Origin of the sequence: Streptomyces lothianensis (genome assembly GCF_047779955.1) — a bacterium.
Lineage (GTDB): Bacteria > Actinomycetota > Actinomycetes > Streptomycetales > Streptomycetaceae > Streptomyces.
In genome coordinates, this window is the sequence record NZ_JBLMKT010000029.1 from 11,140 (window position 1) to 28,801 (window position 17,662).

General features: G+C 71.8%; 11 protein-coding genes. 5 read left to right on the top strand and 6 right to left on the bottom strand.

Annotation, left to right across the window (positions count from 1 at the left end; genetic code table 11):
• The first annotated feature begins 37 nt into the window (after positions 1–37).
• Entirely contained in the window at positions 38–6,550 is a 6,513-nt protein-coding gene (locus ACLF6P_RS09105) for an alpha/beta fold hydrolase (RefSeq protein ID WP_415949365.1), read from the top strand.
• A gap of 557 nt (positions 6,551–7,107) precedes the next feature.
• Here the strand turns inward: ACLF6P_RS09105 and ACLF6P_RS09110 are convergent.
• Together ACLF6P_RS09110 and ACLF6P_RS09115 are read right to left on the bottom strand one after the other, a co-directional pair.
• The gene (locus ACLF6P_RS09110) at positions 7,108–7,497 is read right to left on the bottom strand and encodes a GntR family transcriptional regulator (RefSeq protein ID WP_415949366.1); all 390 of its coding nucleotides are present in this window, start codon (positions 7,495–7,497) and stop codon (positions 7,108–7,110) included.
• The gene (locus tag ACLF6P_RS09115; protein ID WP_415949367.1) at positions 7,494–8,171 is read right to left on the bottom strand and encodes a hypothetical protein; all 678 of its coding nucleotides are present in this window, start codon (positions 8,169–8,171) and stop codon (positions 7,494–7,496) included. Before ACLF6P_RS09115 ends, ACLF6P_RS09110 begins: the two co-directional genes overlap by 4 nt.
• Positions 8,172–8,481: 310 nt before the next feature.
• Between ACLF6P_RS09115 and ACLF6P_RS09120 the strand changes: the two genes are divergently transcribed.
• Entirely contained in the window at positions 8,482–9,372 is an 891-nt protein-coding gene (locus tag ACLF6P_RS09120; protein ID WP_415949368.1) for a trypsin-like serine protease, read from the top strand.
• 515 nt (positions 9,373–9,887) lie between these two features.
• Here ACLF6P_RS09120 and ACLF6P_RS09125 read toward each other — a convergent pair.
• The gene (locus tag ACLF6P_RS09125) at positions 9,888–11,057 is read right to left on the bottom strand and encodes an acyl-CoA dehydrogenase family protein (RefSeq protein WP_415949369.1); all 1,170 of its coding nucleotides are present in this window, start codon (positions 11,055–11,057) and stop codon (positions 9,888–9,890) included.
• 77 nt (positions 11,058–11,134) lie between these two features.
• Between ACLF6P_RS09125 and ACLF6P_RS09130 the strand changes: the two genes are divergently transcribed.
• Both ACLF6P_RS09130 and ACLF6P_RS09135 read left to right on the top strand, forming a co-directional pair.
• Positions 11,135–12,010: an enoyl-CoA hydratase gene (locus ACLF6P_RS09130; protein WP_415949370.1), complete on the top strand. Its 876-nt coding sequence runs from the start codon at positions 11,135–11,137 to the stop codon at positions 12,008–12,010.
• 88 nt (positions 12,011–12,098) lie between these two features.
• Entirely contained in the window at positions 12,099–13,166 is a 1,068-nt protein-coding gene (locus tag ACLF6P_RS09135; protein WP_415949371.1) for an acyl-CoA dehydrogenase family protein, read from the top strand.
• A 9-nt stretch (positions 13,167–13,175) separates the two neighbouring features.
• Here the strand turns inward: ACLF6P_RS09135 and ACLF6P_RS09140 are convergent, their stop codons facing one another.
• Together ACLF6P_RS09140 and ACLF6P_RS09145 are read right to left on the bottom strand one after the other, a co-directional pair.
• Complete coding sequence (locus ACLF6P_RS09140) at positions 13,176–14,609, bottom strand: FAD-binding oxidoreductase (protein WP_415949372.1); 1,434 nt, start codon at positions 14,607–14,609, stop codon at positions 13,176–13,178.
• 208 nt (positions 14,610–14,817) lie between these two features.
• Positions 14,818–15,753 carry a LysR family transcriptional regulator gene (locus ACLF6P_RS09145; RefSeq protein ID WP_415949373.1) on the bottom strand — a complete coding sequence of 312 codons (936 nt, stop codon included), beginning with the start codon at positions 15,751–15,753 and terminating at the stop codon, positions 14,818–14,820.
• A gap of 86 nt (positions 15,754–15,839) precedes the next feature.
• Here ACLF6P_RS09145 and ACLF6P_RS09150 point away from each other — a divergent pair, with 86 nt between their 5' ends.
• Positions 15,840–17,087, top strand: coding sequence for an MFS transporter (locus ACLF6P_RS09150; RefSeq protein ID WP_415949374.1), 1,248 nt, complete (start codon positions 15,840–15,842; stop codon positions 17,085–17,087).
• Here the strand turns inward: ACLF6P_RS09150 and ACLF6P_RS09155 are convergent.
• Positions 17,071–17,589 carry a DUF402 domain-containing protein gene (locus ACLF6P_RS09155; RefSeq protein ID WP_415949376.1) on the bottom strand — a complete coding sequence of 173 codons (519 nt, stop codon included), beginning with the start codon at positions 17,587–17,589 and terminating at the stop codon, positions 17,071–17,073. The genes ACLF6P_RS09150 and ACLF6P_RS09155 overlap by 17 nt on opposite strands.
• Between the last annotated feature and the right edge of the window lie 73 nt (positions 17,590–17,662).

The following is a 17,662-nucleotide window of genomic DNA, read 5'->3' on the forward strand; positions in this document are numbered from 1 at the left end:
GTACAACCCGGTGCTGCAGTGGGTAGGTTGACCGGTGATGCCGTGGGCAGCGAGCCGGAAGGGGGTGGTCGCCGTGTACGGAGAGCCGCAGCGGCTGGGGGTGGTGTTCGTTCATGGATTCAACTCGGGACCCGACGTCTGGGAAGCCTTCCGTGAACGGATCGCGGAGGACGACAGCCTTGCCTTCGCCGACACCCTGGCGTTTGAGTACACCACCGGCCTGGTGCGGATGCGGCCGGACCGGCGCATTCCCAGCCTGGACACGGTGTCGGACTCGCTCAAGACCTATCTGGAGGTCCGCACCTCGGGTTTCGAGCAGCTTGTGCTGGTCGGCCACAGCATGGGCGGCCTGGTAATCCAGCGCTACCTGGTGCGGATGCTGAACGAGGGGCGCGGCGAGCAACTGGCCCGGATACGGCGCGTGGTGCTGTTCGCCACACCCAACACCGGCTCGGAGATCCTGCGCGGCATGCGCCAACTGCTCGGCACCAACCCGCAGGAGCGGGAACTGCGCGTGCTGGACGAGACAGTGCGCGACACCCATGCGCGGGTCATCCACGACATCGCCAGGGCCTCGGCAGTGACCGAACGGACTTGCCCGATCCCCTTCTCGGTCTTCGCAGGCACCGACGACAAGGTGGTGCCCCGGGCCTCCGCCCAGGGCTACTTCCCGGATGTGGGCGCGCTGCCCGGGGACCATTTCAGCATCGTCCCGCAGAAACGGGACCGGGACCACGCTTCCTACACCACCCTTCGGTATCTGCTGGAGAAGACCAAGGACGGCACCGACCCGCCCGGCGCCGCACCGGCCGCCGGAGAGCCGCCGTTACCGGCTGTCGCGGCGGCGGAGCCGGAGGCCTCACAGGAGCGGCACCTCAAGGACGGCCTGTATCGAAACCTCTGCGAGAACTACCTGCGGGTGGCGTTCCAGGAGTCCCGCTACATCGAACTCGGCGACCTGGGCGTGGAACAGGACGCGGACGACCCGGGGGACGCCGAGCGGGCCCGGCAGCTCGGACTCGACGACATGTACATCTCGCTCCAGGCCGACCCCCGTTCCCTCGCCGACCGGCGTCGCGCGGAAAGCCTGCGGCTGCTGGACGAGGCCGACCTGGCCGGCGACACCGCCCGCGCGCTCTTGAGCCGGGAGAACACCATCGAGGCCATCCTGGCGAGCGGCCCCCGCTCCGCCGCGAGCACCACCACGGGCACGGGAGGCGAGGCCGAGAACGGCGTCCCGCTGGAGACCGCCTTCGAACGGCACCGCGTGCTGGTGGTGCTCGGCGATCCGGGCAGCGGCAAGTCCGTGCTGTGCCTGTGGCTGGAGAACACCCTGGCCCGCCGCTCCCGGGACGTACTGAGCGGCGCGGCCCCCGGCCCGCTGCGCGTCCCGCTGAGGTTCCGGGCCGCAGACTACGCGCGGTACTACGCCCGCGACTTCGCCGAGGGAGAACCGCCCGGCGATCTCCCCGAATTCCTGGCCGCAGACCTCCCCGACGGCATCCGCTACTCCCGGCGGCTGATGCGGGACATGTTCGAGCGGGCACTGGCCGACGGCGACGCGGTGCTGCTCATCGACGGCCTGGACGAGCTGACCGACTACCGCGAAGAGGTGACCGACGCGCTGGTCGGCCTGGTCCGCACCCATGTGGCGGACCGCCCGACGGACCATCCGACCGGCCGCGCCCAGGCGGTGATCACCAGCCGGATCGCCGGATACGACGACGTCTACCTGACCGTCGAAGAAGCCGCGCACTACCTCATCCGGCCGATGTCCGAGGAACAGATCGCCCGGTTCGCCGGCAACTTCTTCACCGCGATCGGCGACCCCGGGCACGCCCCGCCGTTTCTGGACCGGGTCGGGCGCAGCAACTCGACCGTCCGGCGGTTCGCCGCCAACCCGCTGCTCCTCACCTCCATGTGCTCCTACTGGCACCGCCATCACGCACTTCCTCCCGGCCGCTCCGAGCTCTACCGGCGGCTGGTGCTTGACACCGGATATCGCTGGCGGCGCTTCACCGACGGCGCCGGGGAATCCGCGATCGACCGGCTGCTCGGCGACGAGGAAGCGTTCCTCGTCATGCTCGCCCGGGTCGCGCGCCGCATCCACGACCGTCACGCGGATGGCCGGATCAGCGAGGAAGAACTCCTGGAGACACTCGACGACGCCCTGTTCGGCCTGCGCCGGGTGACCGGCGACGACCCGCGCCCGGTCACTCTGGGACTGGTCGACCGCATCCGGCAGCGGGTCGGTATCCTCGCCGAATTCTCCTCCCGGGAATTCGGCTTCATCCACCCCACCTTCCGCGAGTACCTGGCCGGCCGGGACCTGCGGGTACCCGCGCCGTCGGCCAAGGCGGCGGACCCGGGCCTGTTCGACCGCTTCCGGGAACGGCTCGGAGACCCCCGTTGGCGCGAGCCGCTGCTCCTCGCCCTGGGCGAGTGCTCCTCACAGTCCAGGACGGACCTGATCCGCCGGGCCCTGGACACCGGCCCGGAGGAGCGGGAGGTCTGGGCCGACACGCTTCTGGCCGCCGCTGTGGACCAGCCCGCCGCAGCAGCCGGCCCTGCGGAGCTGACCGAACTGCTCGCACTCGCCACCCGCACCCGGGAGGATCTGCAGGACGTCCCGGACGCCCTCGACGCCTTGGACCACCGGCTCGCCGCACTTCGCCGCCACCTCGGGTCCGAGCGCTTCGACTTCGTCGCGCTGAGCCTGTTCGCGGCGGACACCTCCTTGATCCCCCCGCTGGCCGCGCTCTACTGGCGGCGCCGCTGGCTCACCGCCCCGGTGCTGGAGCGGTTCGCCGAGGTGGCCGCGCACGACTCGTCGGACTGGGGCCGGCCCATCCAGCGGGCCCTGCGCCGCGCCGCGGCGGGCGAGCCTCGGCGCCAAACCAAGGTACAGAGCAAGTTCGACCGGCCACCGCACGATGACGCGTTCGCGGTCCGGCTGTACGAGCTGGGCGGGGCGGCCTGGCAGCGGCAGCGGCAGCGGGCCGACGAATCCGTCGTCGAGGAACCCGCCCCCGGCGCCCTGCCGCTCCAGGAGCTTTTCCGGGAACGCCCCGAGCTCTGGCAGGCATGCGTGGCCGACCCGGGGAGCACCCGGGTGCTCTGCGCCCTCTTCGGAGGGCTGGACCACCACGACGCACTGCACTGGGCCGCCGAGTACGAAGGTTTCGCCCGCATGCTCCAGCTGCCGAACGTGCCGCGCGAGATGGAGATCGAGCGACGCGCCACCGAATTGGTGCCGCGGTTCGGCACGGAGGACATCGTCTACAACATCGCCGTGCTGCTCGACACGGACGGCAAGGCGATCACCCGGGCCAGCCCCCAGACCGCCATCGAGGTGCGGTGGCTGAGTCGGCCCTCGGCCCCGGCGGTACGCGGCGCCGTCCACCGATGGGCACTGCGTACTCCCGGCGACCCGGCCGGGCTGCGCGAGGCACTGGCACGGATCGCCACCGCCGAGGAGGGCGACGCGGCCGGGCGGGCGGAGGCCGAGCTGGGTCTGCTGGTCCTCGACGGCCGTCCCATGACGCCCGGCCGGGCGGCCGTCTCCGCGTTGGAGGGCGCGCTGGAGGCCACCGGCGACGCCTTGATCAGGGGATCTCGGGCCTGGTTCACGCAGGTGTGGCAGTCCCGGGACATCCCGGATTCCGAGCGCCCCGCCCTGCACCGCTTCCTGCTCACGCTGTACTTCCTGGTGGCGGGTCGCCCGGTGTCGTTGGCGAAGCCGTCTTCCCGGTTCGAGGAGCCGGTGCTCACCGCCGACCGCCTGGCGCGGTGGGCGCTGGCCCAGTCCTGGGGGGAGGACCCGCCGATGGACACCGGGCTGAACGGCATGTCTGCCCGCCACCTGCTGGCGGCCGTCGGCTGGCTCACCACCCTGCCCTACCCGGAGGTGGGCGCCTGGGGAGGCGACGGTGCCGCGGCTGCCCTGTGGCACGAGGACATGCCGCGCGCAGCGGCGGCGGTGCCCGGCGCGCCTGCCCGCGCGCTGCGCACCGTATCGTCCTGGATGCACCGGCGGGCCCCCGACCTGGAACCCGTGGTGACCGCCGCGCTGCTGGACGCCGCGGAGTCCTGGTGGGGCGGGCAGTCGGAGGCCGCTACCGGAGAACTGCCCGCGCTGATGGCGGAGCTGTACCCGCTGCTGCGCGACGGCCGGGGAACCGCGCGGGCCGGACAACTGGCGGCACTGGAGCGGCTCGCCGCGCAGGCGCCGGCCGGTACCGCGACGGACGCCGCGCTGCTGTTGCTGGCGCTGTCCGGTCAGGTCCAGGACGAAGAAGCGGAGGAAGCCGCGGAGGGAGCGGAGCCAGGAGGGCAGGAGGGCGGCGAACGGCGCCGCTGGCAGCTCGCCGCCCTGGACCTGCTGGCCGCTGAGCCGGACCAGGCGCTGCGGGCCGAACTTCTCTACCGGTGCCGCGGCCACCTGGCCGGGGACCGGCAGGTGCAGGAGCGCTTTCTACGGACGGTGGCCACGCTGGACAGTCCGGTGCTGCGGGCGGACGCGGCCGGGGACCTCGCCGGCTGCGCCGCGGCTCTCCTCGACCGCCTCGACGAAAGCGACAACGACGGCGAAGGCGAAAACGGTGACGGCGCTGCCTCTGCCCCCGAGACCGCCTCGGCCCGCGGCTCCGTCCTCGCCGACCGGATCGCGCTGCGCACTGTCACGGCAGTTCTCCAGGAACTGATCCGGCTGCGAAGTGACGTGCCGGGTGACGGGGAGCGACACTCCCTGCTCACGGACGCGACGGACGGCCCGGCGGTACCGGCCGCCACGGCGGACGCAAGCCGGCTCACTCACGGCTGGTCCCTGCCGCTGGACCGCGGTCTGCTGCAGCGGCTCACCCGATGGCAGACGGCCCACCCCGAGGACGATGCAGCGCTAGCACATTGGCTGTCGCTGGTGTCCGGGGTCGAGGAGGAGGTGGTGCCGGAACTCACCGCCTGGGCGGAGCGGGCTCCGTCAGACGCACCGTGGGCTGCGGCCGTCCGTAACTTGCTGGTGCTGCACCGCGCGTCCAGGGAGCCCCGCGCTCCCGGTGTGTGGCGCGAACTCGTCGAATTGGTGTGCACTGCGGACGCGGGCGCCTCCGCCCGCGCGCGGCTGGCGCTGCTGGGCCCCCGGCAGAACGCGGACCGGGACGTCCGGCACCACCGGCTCTCCGAGGCCGGCGTGGACCGATGGTGGGCCCTGGGCCGGGCGTCCGTGGCCGAGACCGACCCCGCGCGCCGTTCGCTGTACCAGACCGCCGTGTGGGAATGGGACATCGACGACGCGGGGGCGGTGCGGGAGGCGGCCGAGCGGGCCCGACGCGAGGCGGGCGGCCTGCAGGTCTGGCTGTTCCTGCTCGCGCCGGCGACCATCTGGCGGCCCGAGGCCCAGCAGGCCCTTGCGGAATGGCTGGAGGCCGGCGCCGGGACAGATCCGGAAGCGACCCGGACCGCCCTGCAACTGCTCGCCTCCCTGCTCACCAGCGGCAACGGCCTGGAGGTCAACGAAGACCTGGTGCGCGCCGTGACAGAAGCCTGCGTGCACTGCCGGGTAACGGACCGGTTCATCCCGGACCTGCGGGACGGAGATTTCCGCCTCGCCATCGCCGGCCCGGTGGCCGAGTGCTGCGTAGCCGCGCTGGCCCGTCCGCCGGCCGACGGTGCCCGGCGACCAGCCACCGAGGACGACATCACCGCGGCGCGCCGGCTCCTGGAGGACCGCACCCGCCTCGTCACCCCCGGCGGGGACCCGCCGGGCAGGGAGGAACTGAGCACCTACGGGCGCCTGCTGTGGAAGCCCACCTCGGCCCGGCCCGAGGGCGTGACCGCCTACATCCCCCGGGAACTGGGCGGCGAGCGGGCCGTACTGCTCCTCCTGGGCTGGCTGCGCGAACTCCTGGCGGACGACGCCCACACACGCGCCGACGCCCTGGACTACGCCGTGCTGGAAGCGCTGGTGAACACGCTTGTGGTGCTGAGTGCCCGTGAGCCGGCGGTGTTCCGGCTCGCCGCCCGGCCCGAGGAGGTGCAGCCGCTGCTCAGCCGAGTGGTACGGGACGCCGGCGGGCTCGCCGGCCAGGCGGCTCTCACCCTGCTGAGCCGACTCCGCTTCCTCGACCAGTCCCCCGCCGAGGGCCCCGACCTGGTGCAGGTGCTGGACTGGGCGCTGCGCGGGGAGGCTCCGACGTGGGTCGCGGCGTACGACTTCGTCCGCACAGTGCGCCATATCCGCGGGCCGTCGCTCGCCGCCGCGGTATGGGAACGGATCCGCGATTCGCCGAACGAAACGGTGGCGCAGGGCTTCGCCGGGCTGGCCGCCGCCTACGCCAGGTCCCCGGCATGCGGCGCGGCGGAACGCCTGGAGATCCGGCGGCTGCTGCGGGCGGAATCCTCCGTGGGTGGGACGGACCGATTCCCGCTCTATCTGGTCGGAGCGGGGAACAAGGACGATCCTCTCAGCCTGGTCCTCGGCCCCGACCGGCGCTCGGAGTTCCGTCGTCTGCTGCGCGACGCCGACTCCCCGGAGGCCTGGCCGAACCCGTGACCACGCCGGACGGCGAGCCGGCCGCTGCCACCGGGCCGCCACACCGGAAGGAGCCGCACCCCCTGACCCCGTCCCCACGCCGCCGGTCCGGAACCGGTAGTACCACATCCGGTGGTCGTGTTCGTTGCGGTCCACGATGCTCAGGACCAAGGGCGTTGCCGACTGCCGAAGCCGTCGACGCCGCCGTGAGGACGCCTCCGGCTCCCGGGGCTGTGGGCGGCTGTGAGTCCGTCGGCGGCCCTGAGGACGCTCCTGCGGCTGGGGTTCTGCGTGGGATGCCTGCGGAAGGATCGAGAAGAGGGGCATGTCGTCGATGGCACCCGGCTCATCGCCACAGTCCTGATCATCGCTGCCGACGCTCCCTGGGCGACAGCCCGTCGAGCGCCGCGTGAGCCGGGAGGTTCGCGGCGAAGTTCGCGGCCTTGATCCGCCCCTCGGGCGGCGCCTGGCGCGGTCGTCGCACTCGCCATCGGCAGTTCGGCGAGGAATCGGGGTGGGACATCTGCTCCTTGTTCCCCCGGTGGTCGAGCAGAGGTGAGGGCCGGTGGTTTCTGCGGTCACTGCCTGCCGAGACTCGCGAGAGCATGCCGGATCGCAGCGAGGGCCTCCTCGTCAGTGGCATTGAGCTGTCCGGCGACGGCCGCATAGCTGCGTGCATGCTCCGCGAGCTTCGCCCCGATGCCGGTGGTGGCAGGCGGGGCGATGACCCGGGTGCCGGAGCCCCGGCGGCTTCGGACCAGGCCCGCGGCCTCCAGTTCACGGTAGGCCCGCACCACGGTGTTGTTCGCCAGCCCGAGATCGGAGGCCAGTTGGCGCACGGACGGCAGCCTGGTCCCCTCACCGAGTCGGCCGACCGAGATCAGATCAGCCAGCTGTGAACGGAGCTGCTCGTAGGGAGGGACAGGAGACGCGTGATCGACGCGGATGCTGATGCCGTTGCTCGTCATGGGCGCGCCTTGATGTAGGCCTGCGGCATCAGCACGACGCTCAGACAGTGACCTGCGGACACTGCGGAGGCAACGGCCGCGACGACGAGCCCAGGGAGGGTCATGTCCGCCATCGTCCCCCTGCACGGCACAGTCAGCACCACAAGACCCATCGTCGTGGAAACAGCGAACAGCGGCGCGCTCACCAGCACCCCCCATGCACCGACGGCCGCTCTGGCATTGATACGGCGCTGATCGTCGTCCCCGGAGTGCGCCGTGACACGGCGGACCAGCAGGACGCAGGCGACGGTGCCCAGAGCGAGACCACCGAGAGCCGGCCAGGCGTAGTAGGAACCTGGCCACGGCGAGAGCAAATGAGTACCCGCCGGGCACGTGACGGACAGAGCACGCCCCGCACGACCACCGGCATCCGACGACGCCATCACCGTGGCCACGACCAGAAGCGCCGACAAGACCACAGCCTGAACCGCCAGTACAACGGCCAGGGACCGGGGCACATAGTCCCGGGCCAGACGCGGCGTCACATCAGCCGCCCGCAGCCCGCCGGGACCCGGCCGCGCGATGACGTCCGCGGCGAGCACACCGGCCATGGCGCACAGACCGAACACAGGAAAACCGTAGAGCAGGTCCACATCGGGTTCAGGACTGAAAGAGACGAGCACGTTCACCGCCACACCGACCACCACACCGGCCCAGCGCACAGGAATGTCCAGCTCCGACCGCCGGACACCCCCCACCCTCGAGACACGAAACATCCCGTCCCCCTCTCCCCTGCAAAGCGTGTCAACTGACTGACACAATCAGCCCACAACCCCAACCGTGTCAACCACCTGATACAACCCGTGCCAGAAACCACCCACACGACGCCCGACGGTTGTGTGCAGTTCTTGCGCTCTTGCGGTTCCTGGGCGCAACCGATTCAATCGCGCTCACCTCCCACAGGAAGACTTCCGTTCCGTCCACCTCATCGAGGGGCTCATACTCTTGAGAAGCATCAGAAGTCATCGGACGGCCGCCGCGCTCACCACCGGTGCGGCGGCTGCTTGTGCCACTCTGCTCACGGTCGCACCCGCATCGGCGATAAATTCGTACAACGCCACACCGGCTCCCGAGCGCACCGAAGTGGGTGCACTCGTCGCCACGTGGGACAACGACGGGGATCCGGCCACCGCGGACCGGGTCGCCTGGGTGTGTTCGGGCACGATGGTCGATGCGGACACGTTCCTGACCGCCGCACACTGCACCACCGACTGGCCGGACAATGTGCGGTTCTTCGTATCGCTCGACCAGGATGTCCAGGGCGGTCTGGACGCGGCTGCGGAGGAGTTCCCCGGCAACCCGGCCGCGCAGGCCCAGGCGGTCGCCGTGGAGGGCACGGCGGTCAGTCATCCCGGATATCCCGGGCCCGCGTCCGACACCCATGACATCTCGGTGGTCGAGCTGCCGGCCGCCGAGGTGGCGTCCCGGTGGAGCTTCACGCCTGCGACGCTGCCCACAGCCGACCAGCTCGGCGAGGCCGGGCCGCAGGGCCTGAACTCCACCGACTTCATGGTGGCCGGATACGGCACCCAGGAGGCCCGGCGCGGGCCCGGCGGTCATACGCATCCCGGTGGCGGGGTCCGCATGAAGGCGCCCGTCACCTTCAACGCGCTGAACGACGCCTGGATCCGTCTGGCGATGACCGCGCCGCAGGGCAACGGCGGCGCCTGCTACGGGGACTCCGGTGGCCCGAACTTCGCGATGCTGGACGGCAAGCGCACGCTGGTGAGCACCACGATCACAGGCGACTCTCCATGCTACGCCACCAATGTGACGTACCGCCTGGACTCCCCCGGCGCCCGAGCATTCCTCGACCCATTCGTCAACCTGCCCTGAACCTCGACCCCTCCAGTTCCCATCTCGTCGCCCTCGGGGGAGGCCGCCACGATGGCGCCGTCGACCGGGTGGACGGCGTCGACGGAGACGACGAAGGCCCGCTGCTGCTCGCCGGTGAGCAGCAGCGGGCGGAGTCCAACGAGCGTGGCGGCGGCGGTGGCGGCGCAGGAGGGGGGCCTCCGTCAGGGGTGCCAGGTTGGAGTTGGGCAGGGTCGTGCGGCCCACGATGTCGAGGTGGCGCAAGTCGCCGGTGGTGATGGACGGGCCGCGTTCGCCGCCGAACAGGGGCAGCACCCGCAGCTCGCGGCCCCTGTTCGTACCGCTCGTGGACGTAGTGCAGTTCGCTTCTCCACATCGACGGGAATCAGAAGGCCCCGACCGCACGCGTGTCCGGGAGCAGGAGCGCGCGGATGTCGAGGGCCTGACCGGGAAGTGGTATGCGTGGACCGCCGGACCGGGAGCCGATTCGGCCGTCCACTGCTTGGGGCCGTCGGGTCGATACGGCGCGGACGGGGTCAGCCGCGAGCCTCCCTCGGGAGGCCCAGTACGCGCTCGGCGATGACGTTGCGCTGGATCTCGTTCGATCCGGCGTAGATGGTGTCGGAGCGCGAGAAGAGGAAGAGCCGCTGCCAGTCGGTGAGGTCGTAGGGTTCGCCGGCCGCGAGCATGCCGTCGGCTCCGCAGACGTCCATGGCGAGTTCGCCCAGTTCGCGGTGCCAGGTCGCCCAGTAGATCTTGCCGATGGAGGCTTCCGGGCCGGGTGCTCCCGCGGCAACGCCGTCGAGCATCCGCAGGGCGTTGCAGCGGATGATCTCGAGGCCGGTCCAGGCCTGCGCGATCCGGTCGCGGATCAGCGGGTCCCGCGCCGCGCCGTTGCGTTTGGCCAGGTCGATGACGGCTTCCAGTTCGCGCCGGAAGCCGACCTGCTGTCCGAGGGTGGAGACGCCGCGCTCGAAGCCGAGCGTCGCCATCGCCACCTTCCAGCCCTCCCCCGGGGCGCCGACGATGTGGTCGGCGGAGGTGCGGGCGTCGTCGAAGAAGACCTCGTTGAACTCGGAGGTGCCGGTGAGCTGGGTGATGGGCCGGATGTCGACGCCGGGCTGGTCGAGCGGCACCAGGAGGTAGGACAGGCCCCGGTGGCGGGTCGAGCCGGGTTCGGTTCGGGCGACTACGAAGCACCAGTCGGACTCGTGGGCGAGGGAGGTCCAGATCTTCTGGCCGGTCACGGACCAGGAGCCGTCGAGGAGTTCGGCCCGGGTACGGACGTTGGCCAGGTCCGAGCCGGCGTCCGGCTCGCTGTAGCCCTGGCACCACAGCTCCTCGACGGCGACGATCCGTGGCAGGAAGCGTTCGCGCTGCCCCGGGGTGCCGAAGGCGATGAGGGTCGGTCCGAGCAGCTGCTCGCCGATGTGGTTGACGCGGGCGGGGGCGTCCGCGAGGGCGTACTCCTCGTGGAAGGCGACCTGCTGTTCCAGGGTGGCGCCGCGCCCGCCGTGCTCCTCGGGCCAGCCGATGCACGTCCATCCCGCCGCGGCCATGTGCCGCTCCCAGGCGAGGCGTTCGGTGAAGGCCTCGTGCTCGCGGCCCGGTCCGCCGCGCCCGCGCAGGGCGGCGAACTCACCCGTGAGGTTCGCCCGCAGCCAGGTGCGGACCTCGGTGCGGAATGCTTCGACGCTGGTGTGCATGGGCGACTCCGGGCGGATCTCGACGGCCGAGGACTCGTACGCTAACCTACCAAACACTTGTTAGAGAAGGAGGGCGGATGGCTGCTGCCCGCACCGCGCCCACAGCTCACAGCGCACCCACCGGGCCGGTCCGCTACGAACGCCGCCGCCCCGTGGCCGTCGTCACCATGGACCGGCCCGACCACCGCAACGCCCGGAGCTCGGCGATGACCTACGCCCTCGACCGGGCCTTCCACCGCGCGGCCGATGACGACGGGGTCAAGGTCGCCGCGCTCGCCGGAGCCAGGAAGCACTTCTCCGCCGGACATGACATCGACGCCCCGGAGCGCGACACCCATCGGCGGTTCAACCGCAAGGCCGGGCTCTGGTGGGACCACTCGGACAAACAGGGCACGGAGAGACGCTTCGCCCGCGAGTCCGAGGTCTGTCCGGGCATGTGCCGCCGCCGGCGGGAACTGCCCAGGCCGGTGATCGCCTCGGTGCAGGGCGCGTGCGTCGCGGGCGGTCTGATGCTCGCCTGGATCTGCGATCTGATCATCGCCTCCGACGACGTGTTCTTCGCCGATCCTGTCGTACGGATGGGGATGCCGGGCGTGGAGTACTTCGCCCACCCGTGGGTGATGCCGCCGCGGATCGCCAAGGAGTTCCTGTTCACCGGCGGCCGGATGCCGGCGCAGCGGGCGTACGAGGTGGGGATGGTCAACCAGGTCGTGCCGCGCGCCGATCTCCCCGAGCGGACCCTGGAACTGGCCGGGCGGATCGACGACATGCCAAGGCTGGGGCTCGCGCTGACGAAGCGTGACGTCAACCAGGCCGAAAACCTGCAGGGTCTGCACACGGGCATCGACCCCGCCTTCGGGCTGCACCATATGACGCATGCGCACAACGCGGAGACCGCGAAGGCCCCCCTCGGCGGGATGGACATCCGGGCGATGCAGAAGGCCTCCGGCTGATGCACGGGCAGGCGCAAGCCGCTCGCCCGAGCCGACGGGTGCGCCCCGCCCGCCGTAACCGGTCCACCGCACGGAAGGGAGCAGTCTCATGAGGCTGACGGAGGAACAGGAAGAACTGCGATCCGCCGTACGCTCGCTGCTGGTACGGCACGAGGGCGCCGCGGCCTGGCGGCCGCTGGCCGAGCAGATCGGTGTCGCCCAGTTGGCCGTGCCCGAGGAGTATGGCGGAGCCGGATACGGGGCGCGTGAAGTACATGTGGTGATGGAGGAGTTGGGGCGGGCACTGAGCCCGGTGCCCTACCTCGGCTCGGCCGTGCTCGCGGTGCAGGCGCTGCTCGCCGCCGATGACAAGGCGGCTTGCGCGCGGCTGCTGCCGCGGCTGGCCGAGGGCCGCGCGGTGGGTGCGCTGGCGTGGGCCGAGGGGGGATCCTGGGATCCGGCGGCGATCCGGGCCGAGGCCTCCCCCGGCACGGGCGGCGGGGCGTGGCGGGTCAGCGGCGCCAAGGAGCACGTGCTGGACGGGGCCGAGGCGGATGTCCTGCTCGTGGCGGCCCGCACGGCAGGCGGGGTCTCGCTCTTCGAGGTGCCGGTGGACGGCAAGGGCGTGCGGCGCGAGGCACTCGTCACCATGGATGCGACGCGGGCCCTGGCCCGCCTGGGGTTCGATGCGGCCGAGGCGCGGCTCGTCGGCACGGAAGGTGCGGGGGGTGCGGCGCTGTGCCGCGTGCTCGACCTGGCGTGTGCGGCGCTCGCCGCCGAGCAGGTCGGGGCGGCCGAGCGCTGCCTCGAAATGACGGTCGCCCATGCCAGGGACCGCGTGCAGTTCGGACGGCCCATCGGCTCCTTCCAGGCGGTGAAGCACCGGCTCGCGGACGCGTATGTCCTGGTGGAGTCGGCTCGTTCGGCGGCACTCGGCGCGGCCTTCGCCGCCGACGAGGACGCGGCGGAGCTGACCCGCCGGGCGGCGGTCGCCAAGTCCGCCTGCTCGCAGGCGTTCTCGGCGGTGGCGGGCGACATGATCCAGCTGCACGGCGGGATCGGCATCACCTGGGAACACGATGCGCACCGCTACTTCAAGCGCGCGCACGGCGCGAGCCGGCTCCTCGGCTCGCCCGGCTGGCACCGGGCGCGGCTCTCGGCCGAGCTGGGGCTCTGACCGGGAAGTTCACCGGGTTGACGGTTCCGGGGCGATGTTCTGGTTGGAGCGGAAGGCGTTGTCGGGGTCGTACTGCCGCTTGACCGCCCGCAGACGTCCGAGCTTCCGCTCTCCGTAAGCCTCCTTGACGCGGTCCCCTCCCTCGTCCATCAGGAAGTTCACGTACACGCCCGCGTGGTGGGGACGCAGCGCCGACCACAGCTCGCGGCACCAGTTGCGCTCCTCGGCAAAGCCCTCGGTCGTGACGCTGTTGCCGTTGATGTTGAAGGTGTGGCCGATGGTCCGGCCGGTGTACGGGGTGTCGTCCTCGCCGGTCCTCGCGACGGCGCCGCCGAGGTGGAAGATCCCCACCGTCGAGACCGGAGACGCGATCCGCAGGCTGTGCTCGGCCGTCGTGTCGATCACCTCGTCCGTGAGCCGGTCGACGTCGCAGGAGCGGAAGTAGTACCGCCAGCCGTGCGGGAACGACGGATCGAACATGGCCTGGTGCTGCACGAACGGCTTGGCCACGCACAGGTCGAGGAGCGGCGGGACGCGGAAGTTCCGCAGGGGACGCAACAGTTCCTCGCCCGCCTCCACGCTCCCGGTGCAACAGGCGATGACGGCGAGGACCGGGCGGCCGTGGAGTTCCTCGGGGATCGCGGGCAGCGGCGGTGCCTTGCGGTGGACGACGATCGTGGAGAGGCTGTCGGGCAGGTCCGTGATCCACTCCCGGTAGAAGCGCATGACCTGCGGGGATTCCTCCATGGGCCACAGGATCGGGCCGGCGAGCACGATCGGCCCGACCGGGTTGAGCCGGAAGGTGAACTCGGTGACCACACCGAAGTTGGCGCCCGCGCCGCGCATCGCCCAGAACAGTTCGGGCTCGCGCTTCTCGTCGGCCGTGACGAAGGTGCCGTCGGCCGTGACGAGGTCCACCGAAAGGAGCTGGTCGACCGTCAGGCCGTACCGCCGCGACAGCCAGCCGATGCCGCCTCCGAGGGTCAGCCCGGCGACTCCGGTGTGGGTGACGATTCCGGCGGGCACGGCGAGGCCGAACTGCTGGGTTTCCCGGTCGAGTTCGCCGAGCAGCACACCGGCCTGCACCCGGGCGACGCGGGCGTCCGGGTCGACCCGGACGCCCTTCGTGCGCGACAGGTCGAGAACGATGCCGCCGTCCACCAGGGACTGCCCGGGGAAGCTGTGCCCGCCGCTGCGTACGGCAAGCGGCAGCCCGGTCTCACGGGCACAGCGCAGCACGGCGATGACGTCGGCCACGCCGGTGCAGTACGCGATGAGCGCGGGGCGTTTGTCGATGGAGGCGTTCCAGATGCGGCGGGCCCCGTCGTAGGCACCGTCCACGCCGGGTTCGACGAGCGTCCCGCCGAAGGAGGCCGCCAGCTCGCGCACGGCGGCCGGATCCACGCGGACCGGCGCGGGAGGCGGGGTGGCGAGGGTACTCATGAGGCCCCCTCCTCGGGCAGCGGGCCTACTCCCCCAGCCTCCCACCGACGCGGCCGGCCGGCCACTGCTGCCGCAGCTGCGCACACGCAGCCACGTGCCCACGCACACGCACACGCACACGCACGGCTATGCGAGCACTCCGGCCAGTAGCACCGCTGGTCGACCAGGGCTCGTCCCTCCCTGACGTCCGTCGCCCAGGCAGGGGATCTCAGCCCACCCAGGCGCCCGTCGGCCGCCCAAGCCAGTTGCCTTCGGCCGCCAGGCAGGTGGCCGCCTCGTGCAGGGCGGCCAGGCCCGGGTGGGTGAGGCCGCGGCGCCAGACCAGGGAGACCGGTGAGAGCGGCACCGGATCGCACAGCGGGCGCAGGGTCATGCCGGGGACGTCGGTGAACTGGGTGGTGGCCAGGACGGACCAGCCGTGTTTGCGCAGGGTGCGGATGAATTCCTGCTCGCCGGCGATCTCCGGGAACGGGGGTGCCAGGTGGACGCCGTGCGGCGTGAGCAGGCGCCGGGCGAGTGCGGTCCACTCGGCGGTCGCCTCGTTGCCTGCGGCCGCGTAGAGGGTTTCGCCGCGCAGGGCTGCCAGAGGTATTTCGGGGAGTCCGGCGAGCGGGTGGGTGGCGGGCAGGAGCACGGCCATGCGCTCGTAGCGGATCAGCCGGTGCTCCAGGCGGCCACGGGTGGCCTCGGGGAGTCCGGAGTGGAGGCCGGAGGAGACGTCGAGTCGGCCGGCGAGGATGTCCGCGGCCGCTCCGGTGAGGCCGGTGTGGAAGCGGGCGGCGAAATCCACGTCGGGCGCGTCGAGGCGGGCGGCCTCGAGGACGAGGTACGCGGTGGAGATGCGGGCTCCGACGTCCACCAGCAGGGGGCGGTGGTGGGTGGTCCACGCGGCGTCGAGTTCGTCGTAGGCGGCGAGTACGGCGCGCGCGTGCGGAAGGAGGCGTTCGCCGTCGGGGGTGAGCTGCACCTGGCGGGTGGTTCTGCTGAACAGTTCGGTGCCCAGCTGCTGTTCCAGGCGGCGGATGTCGCGACTCAGGGCCTGTTGTGCGATGTAGAGGCGGGCCGCGGCGCGGGTGAAGTGGAGCTCTTCGGCGACGGCGGCGAAGTGGCGCAGGAGGCGAGGGTCTGGATCACGGAACGGCACCCCATCATTGTTCACAACAGAAGTGCGTGAATCGTCACCGGATGGGTGTTGGACCGCGAAGCCGCAGGTCCCACAGGCTTTTCCGTATGACTACTGCCCGCCCGAGCGCTGTTGGCGCCTACACCCTGCTGTTCTCCCTGCCCGGTGCCCGTGCCTTCACGCTGTGGAACCTGGTGGCGCGGCTGCCCGCGGGCATGTTCGGGATCTCCGCGGTGATGATGATCTCCGCCCGCTACGACTCGTACGCCCTGGCGGGCGCGGTCGCCGGAACCGGGCTTGCCGCGAATGCCGTGGCGGGGCCGCTGATCGGGCGGGCCGTCGACCGGTACGGGCAGGCTCGCGCGGCGGTGCCCGCCGCCTCGGTCGCCGCGTGCGGGGCGCTGCTGCTGGCGTTGTGCGTGTTCGTGCACGCGGCGGCGTGGACGCTGTTCGCCGCGTATGTGCTGATGGCCTGCGTGCCCAACACCGGGGGGATGTCGCGTGCCCGCTGGGCGCATCTGCTGCGCGACGATCCGAGCCGGCTGCATGCGGCGAACTCCTTCGAGCAGGCCGCGGACGAGGTCTGCTTCATGCTCGGTCCGGTGCTCGCCGTGTTCCTGTGCACCTCGCTCTTCCCCGAGGCGGGAACGGTCCTCGGGGCGGTGCTGATGTTCACCGGCGTGGTGCTGTTCACGGCACAGCGCGCCACGGAGCCGCCCCCGGCGGCCGTACGGGTGCGGGGCGGCTCGCCGATGGGGGCGTCGGGGATGCCCGCGCTCCTTGGGATGTTCGCGGCGACGGGGGTGGTGTTCGGTGCGCTGGAGGTCGTGACCGTCGCCTACACGGACGCGGCGGGGCACGCGGGGGCCGCCGGCGGCATGCTGGCGCTCCAGGCGGCCGGGTCGTGCGCGGCCGGACTGGTGTACGGGGTGGTGCGGCCCACGCGTTCGGCGCCGGCGCGGCTGCGGATATGCCTCGCGGCGATGGCGCTCCTCATGACCGCGCCACTGCTCGCCGCGCAGTTCGCCGGGCTCCTGGTTCTCTCGGCGGCGCTGCTCGTCGCCGGGATGGCCACCGCGCCGACGATGATCACCGCCATGCAGTTGCTGCAGCAACGGACCGATCCGGGCCGCCTCAACGAGAGCATGACCCTGGCGGTCACCGCGATCCTCGGCGGCATCGCGGCGGGTTCGGCCGCGGCGGGCTGGATCAGCGAGCACGCCGCCGCGGGCACCGGCTACTGGATGCCGGTCGCCGCGGCGGTGACGGCCGGGGGGATGGCGCTGTGCCTGCGGCACGCGCCCGCGCAGGAGGGGCGGCCTGACGGCGCCGGTGGTCTCAGGTCCCGTCCGTGAGGTGCGTGCGGCTCAGCCAGCGCAGATAGGACGCGGCGAAGGGTTCCACGGCTTTCTCGCGGCGAAGCACCGTACGCAGCCAGGCGCAGGTGGCCAGGGCTTCGGCGGCCAGGGCGTCGGGGTAGCCGAGCAGACGGCGGTGTTCGGCGAACTCCTCCTCGTCCTCGACATGCGGTTCGGCGCCTTCGGGGCGTACGACATCGAGGTCGAGGTCGACGAGGTGCAGTTCGGTACCGTCGGTGGACCAGCGTGCGGGCGTGCACACATCGCAGTAGACCTCGGGTCCGGGCGGGCGGCAGAACGTGGCCGTCCACCAGGCCTCGGGCGGGACGAGCAGTACGTACGGGAAGCGCGTGGTCCAGCCGCCGTGGTCGGAGGCCACGGGAACGCCCTCGTCGGTGGCGAGCCATGTGCCGTGGGAGTCCGCCCCCAGGCGTGTCGCCGTCCAGCGGGCGCTGAGGCGGCCGTCGTACTTGCGGATGTCCACGGTGATGGTGGTCATGGAGGCAGGCCAGGAGGTGTCGTCGGCGTGCCTCGGCCTGCGGTCAGGCGGAGGGCTGAACGCAGGCCGAGGG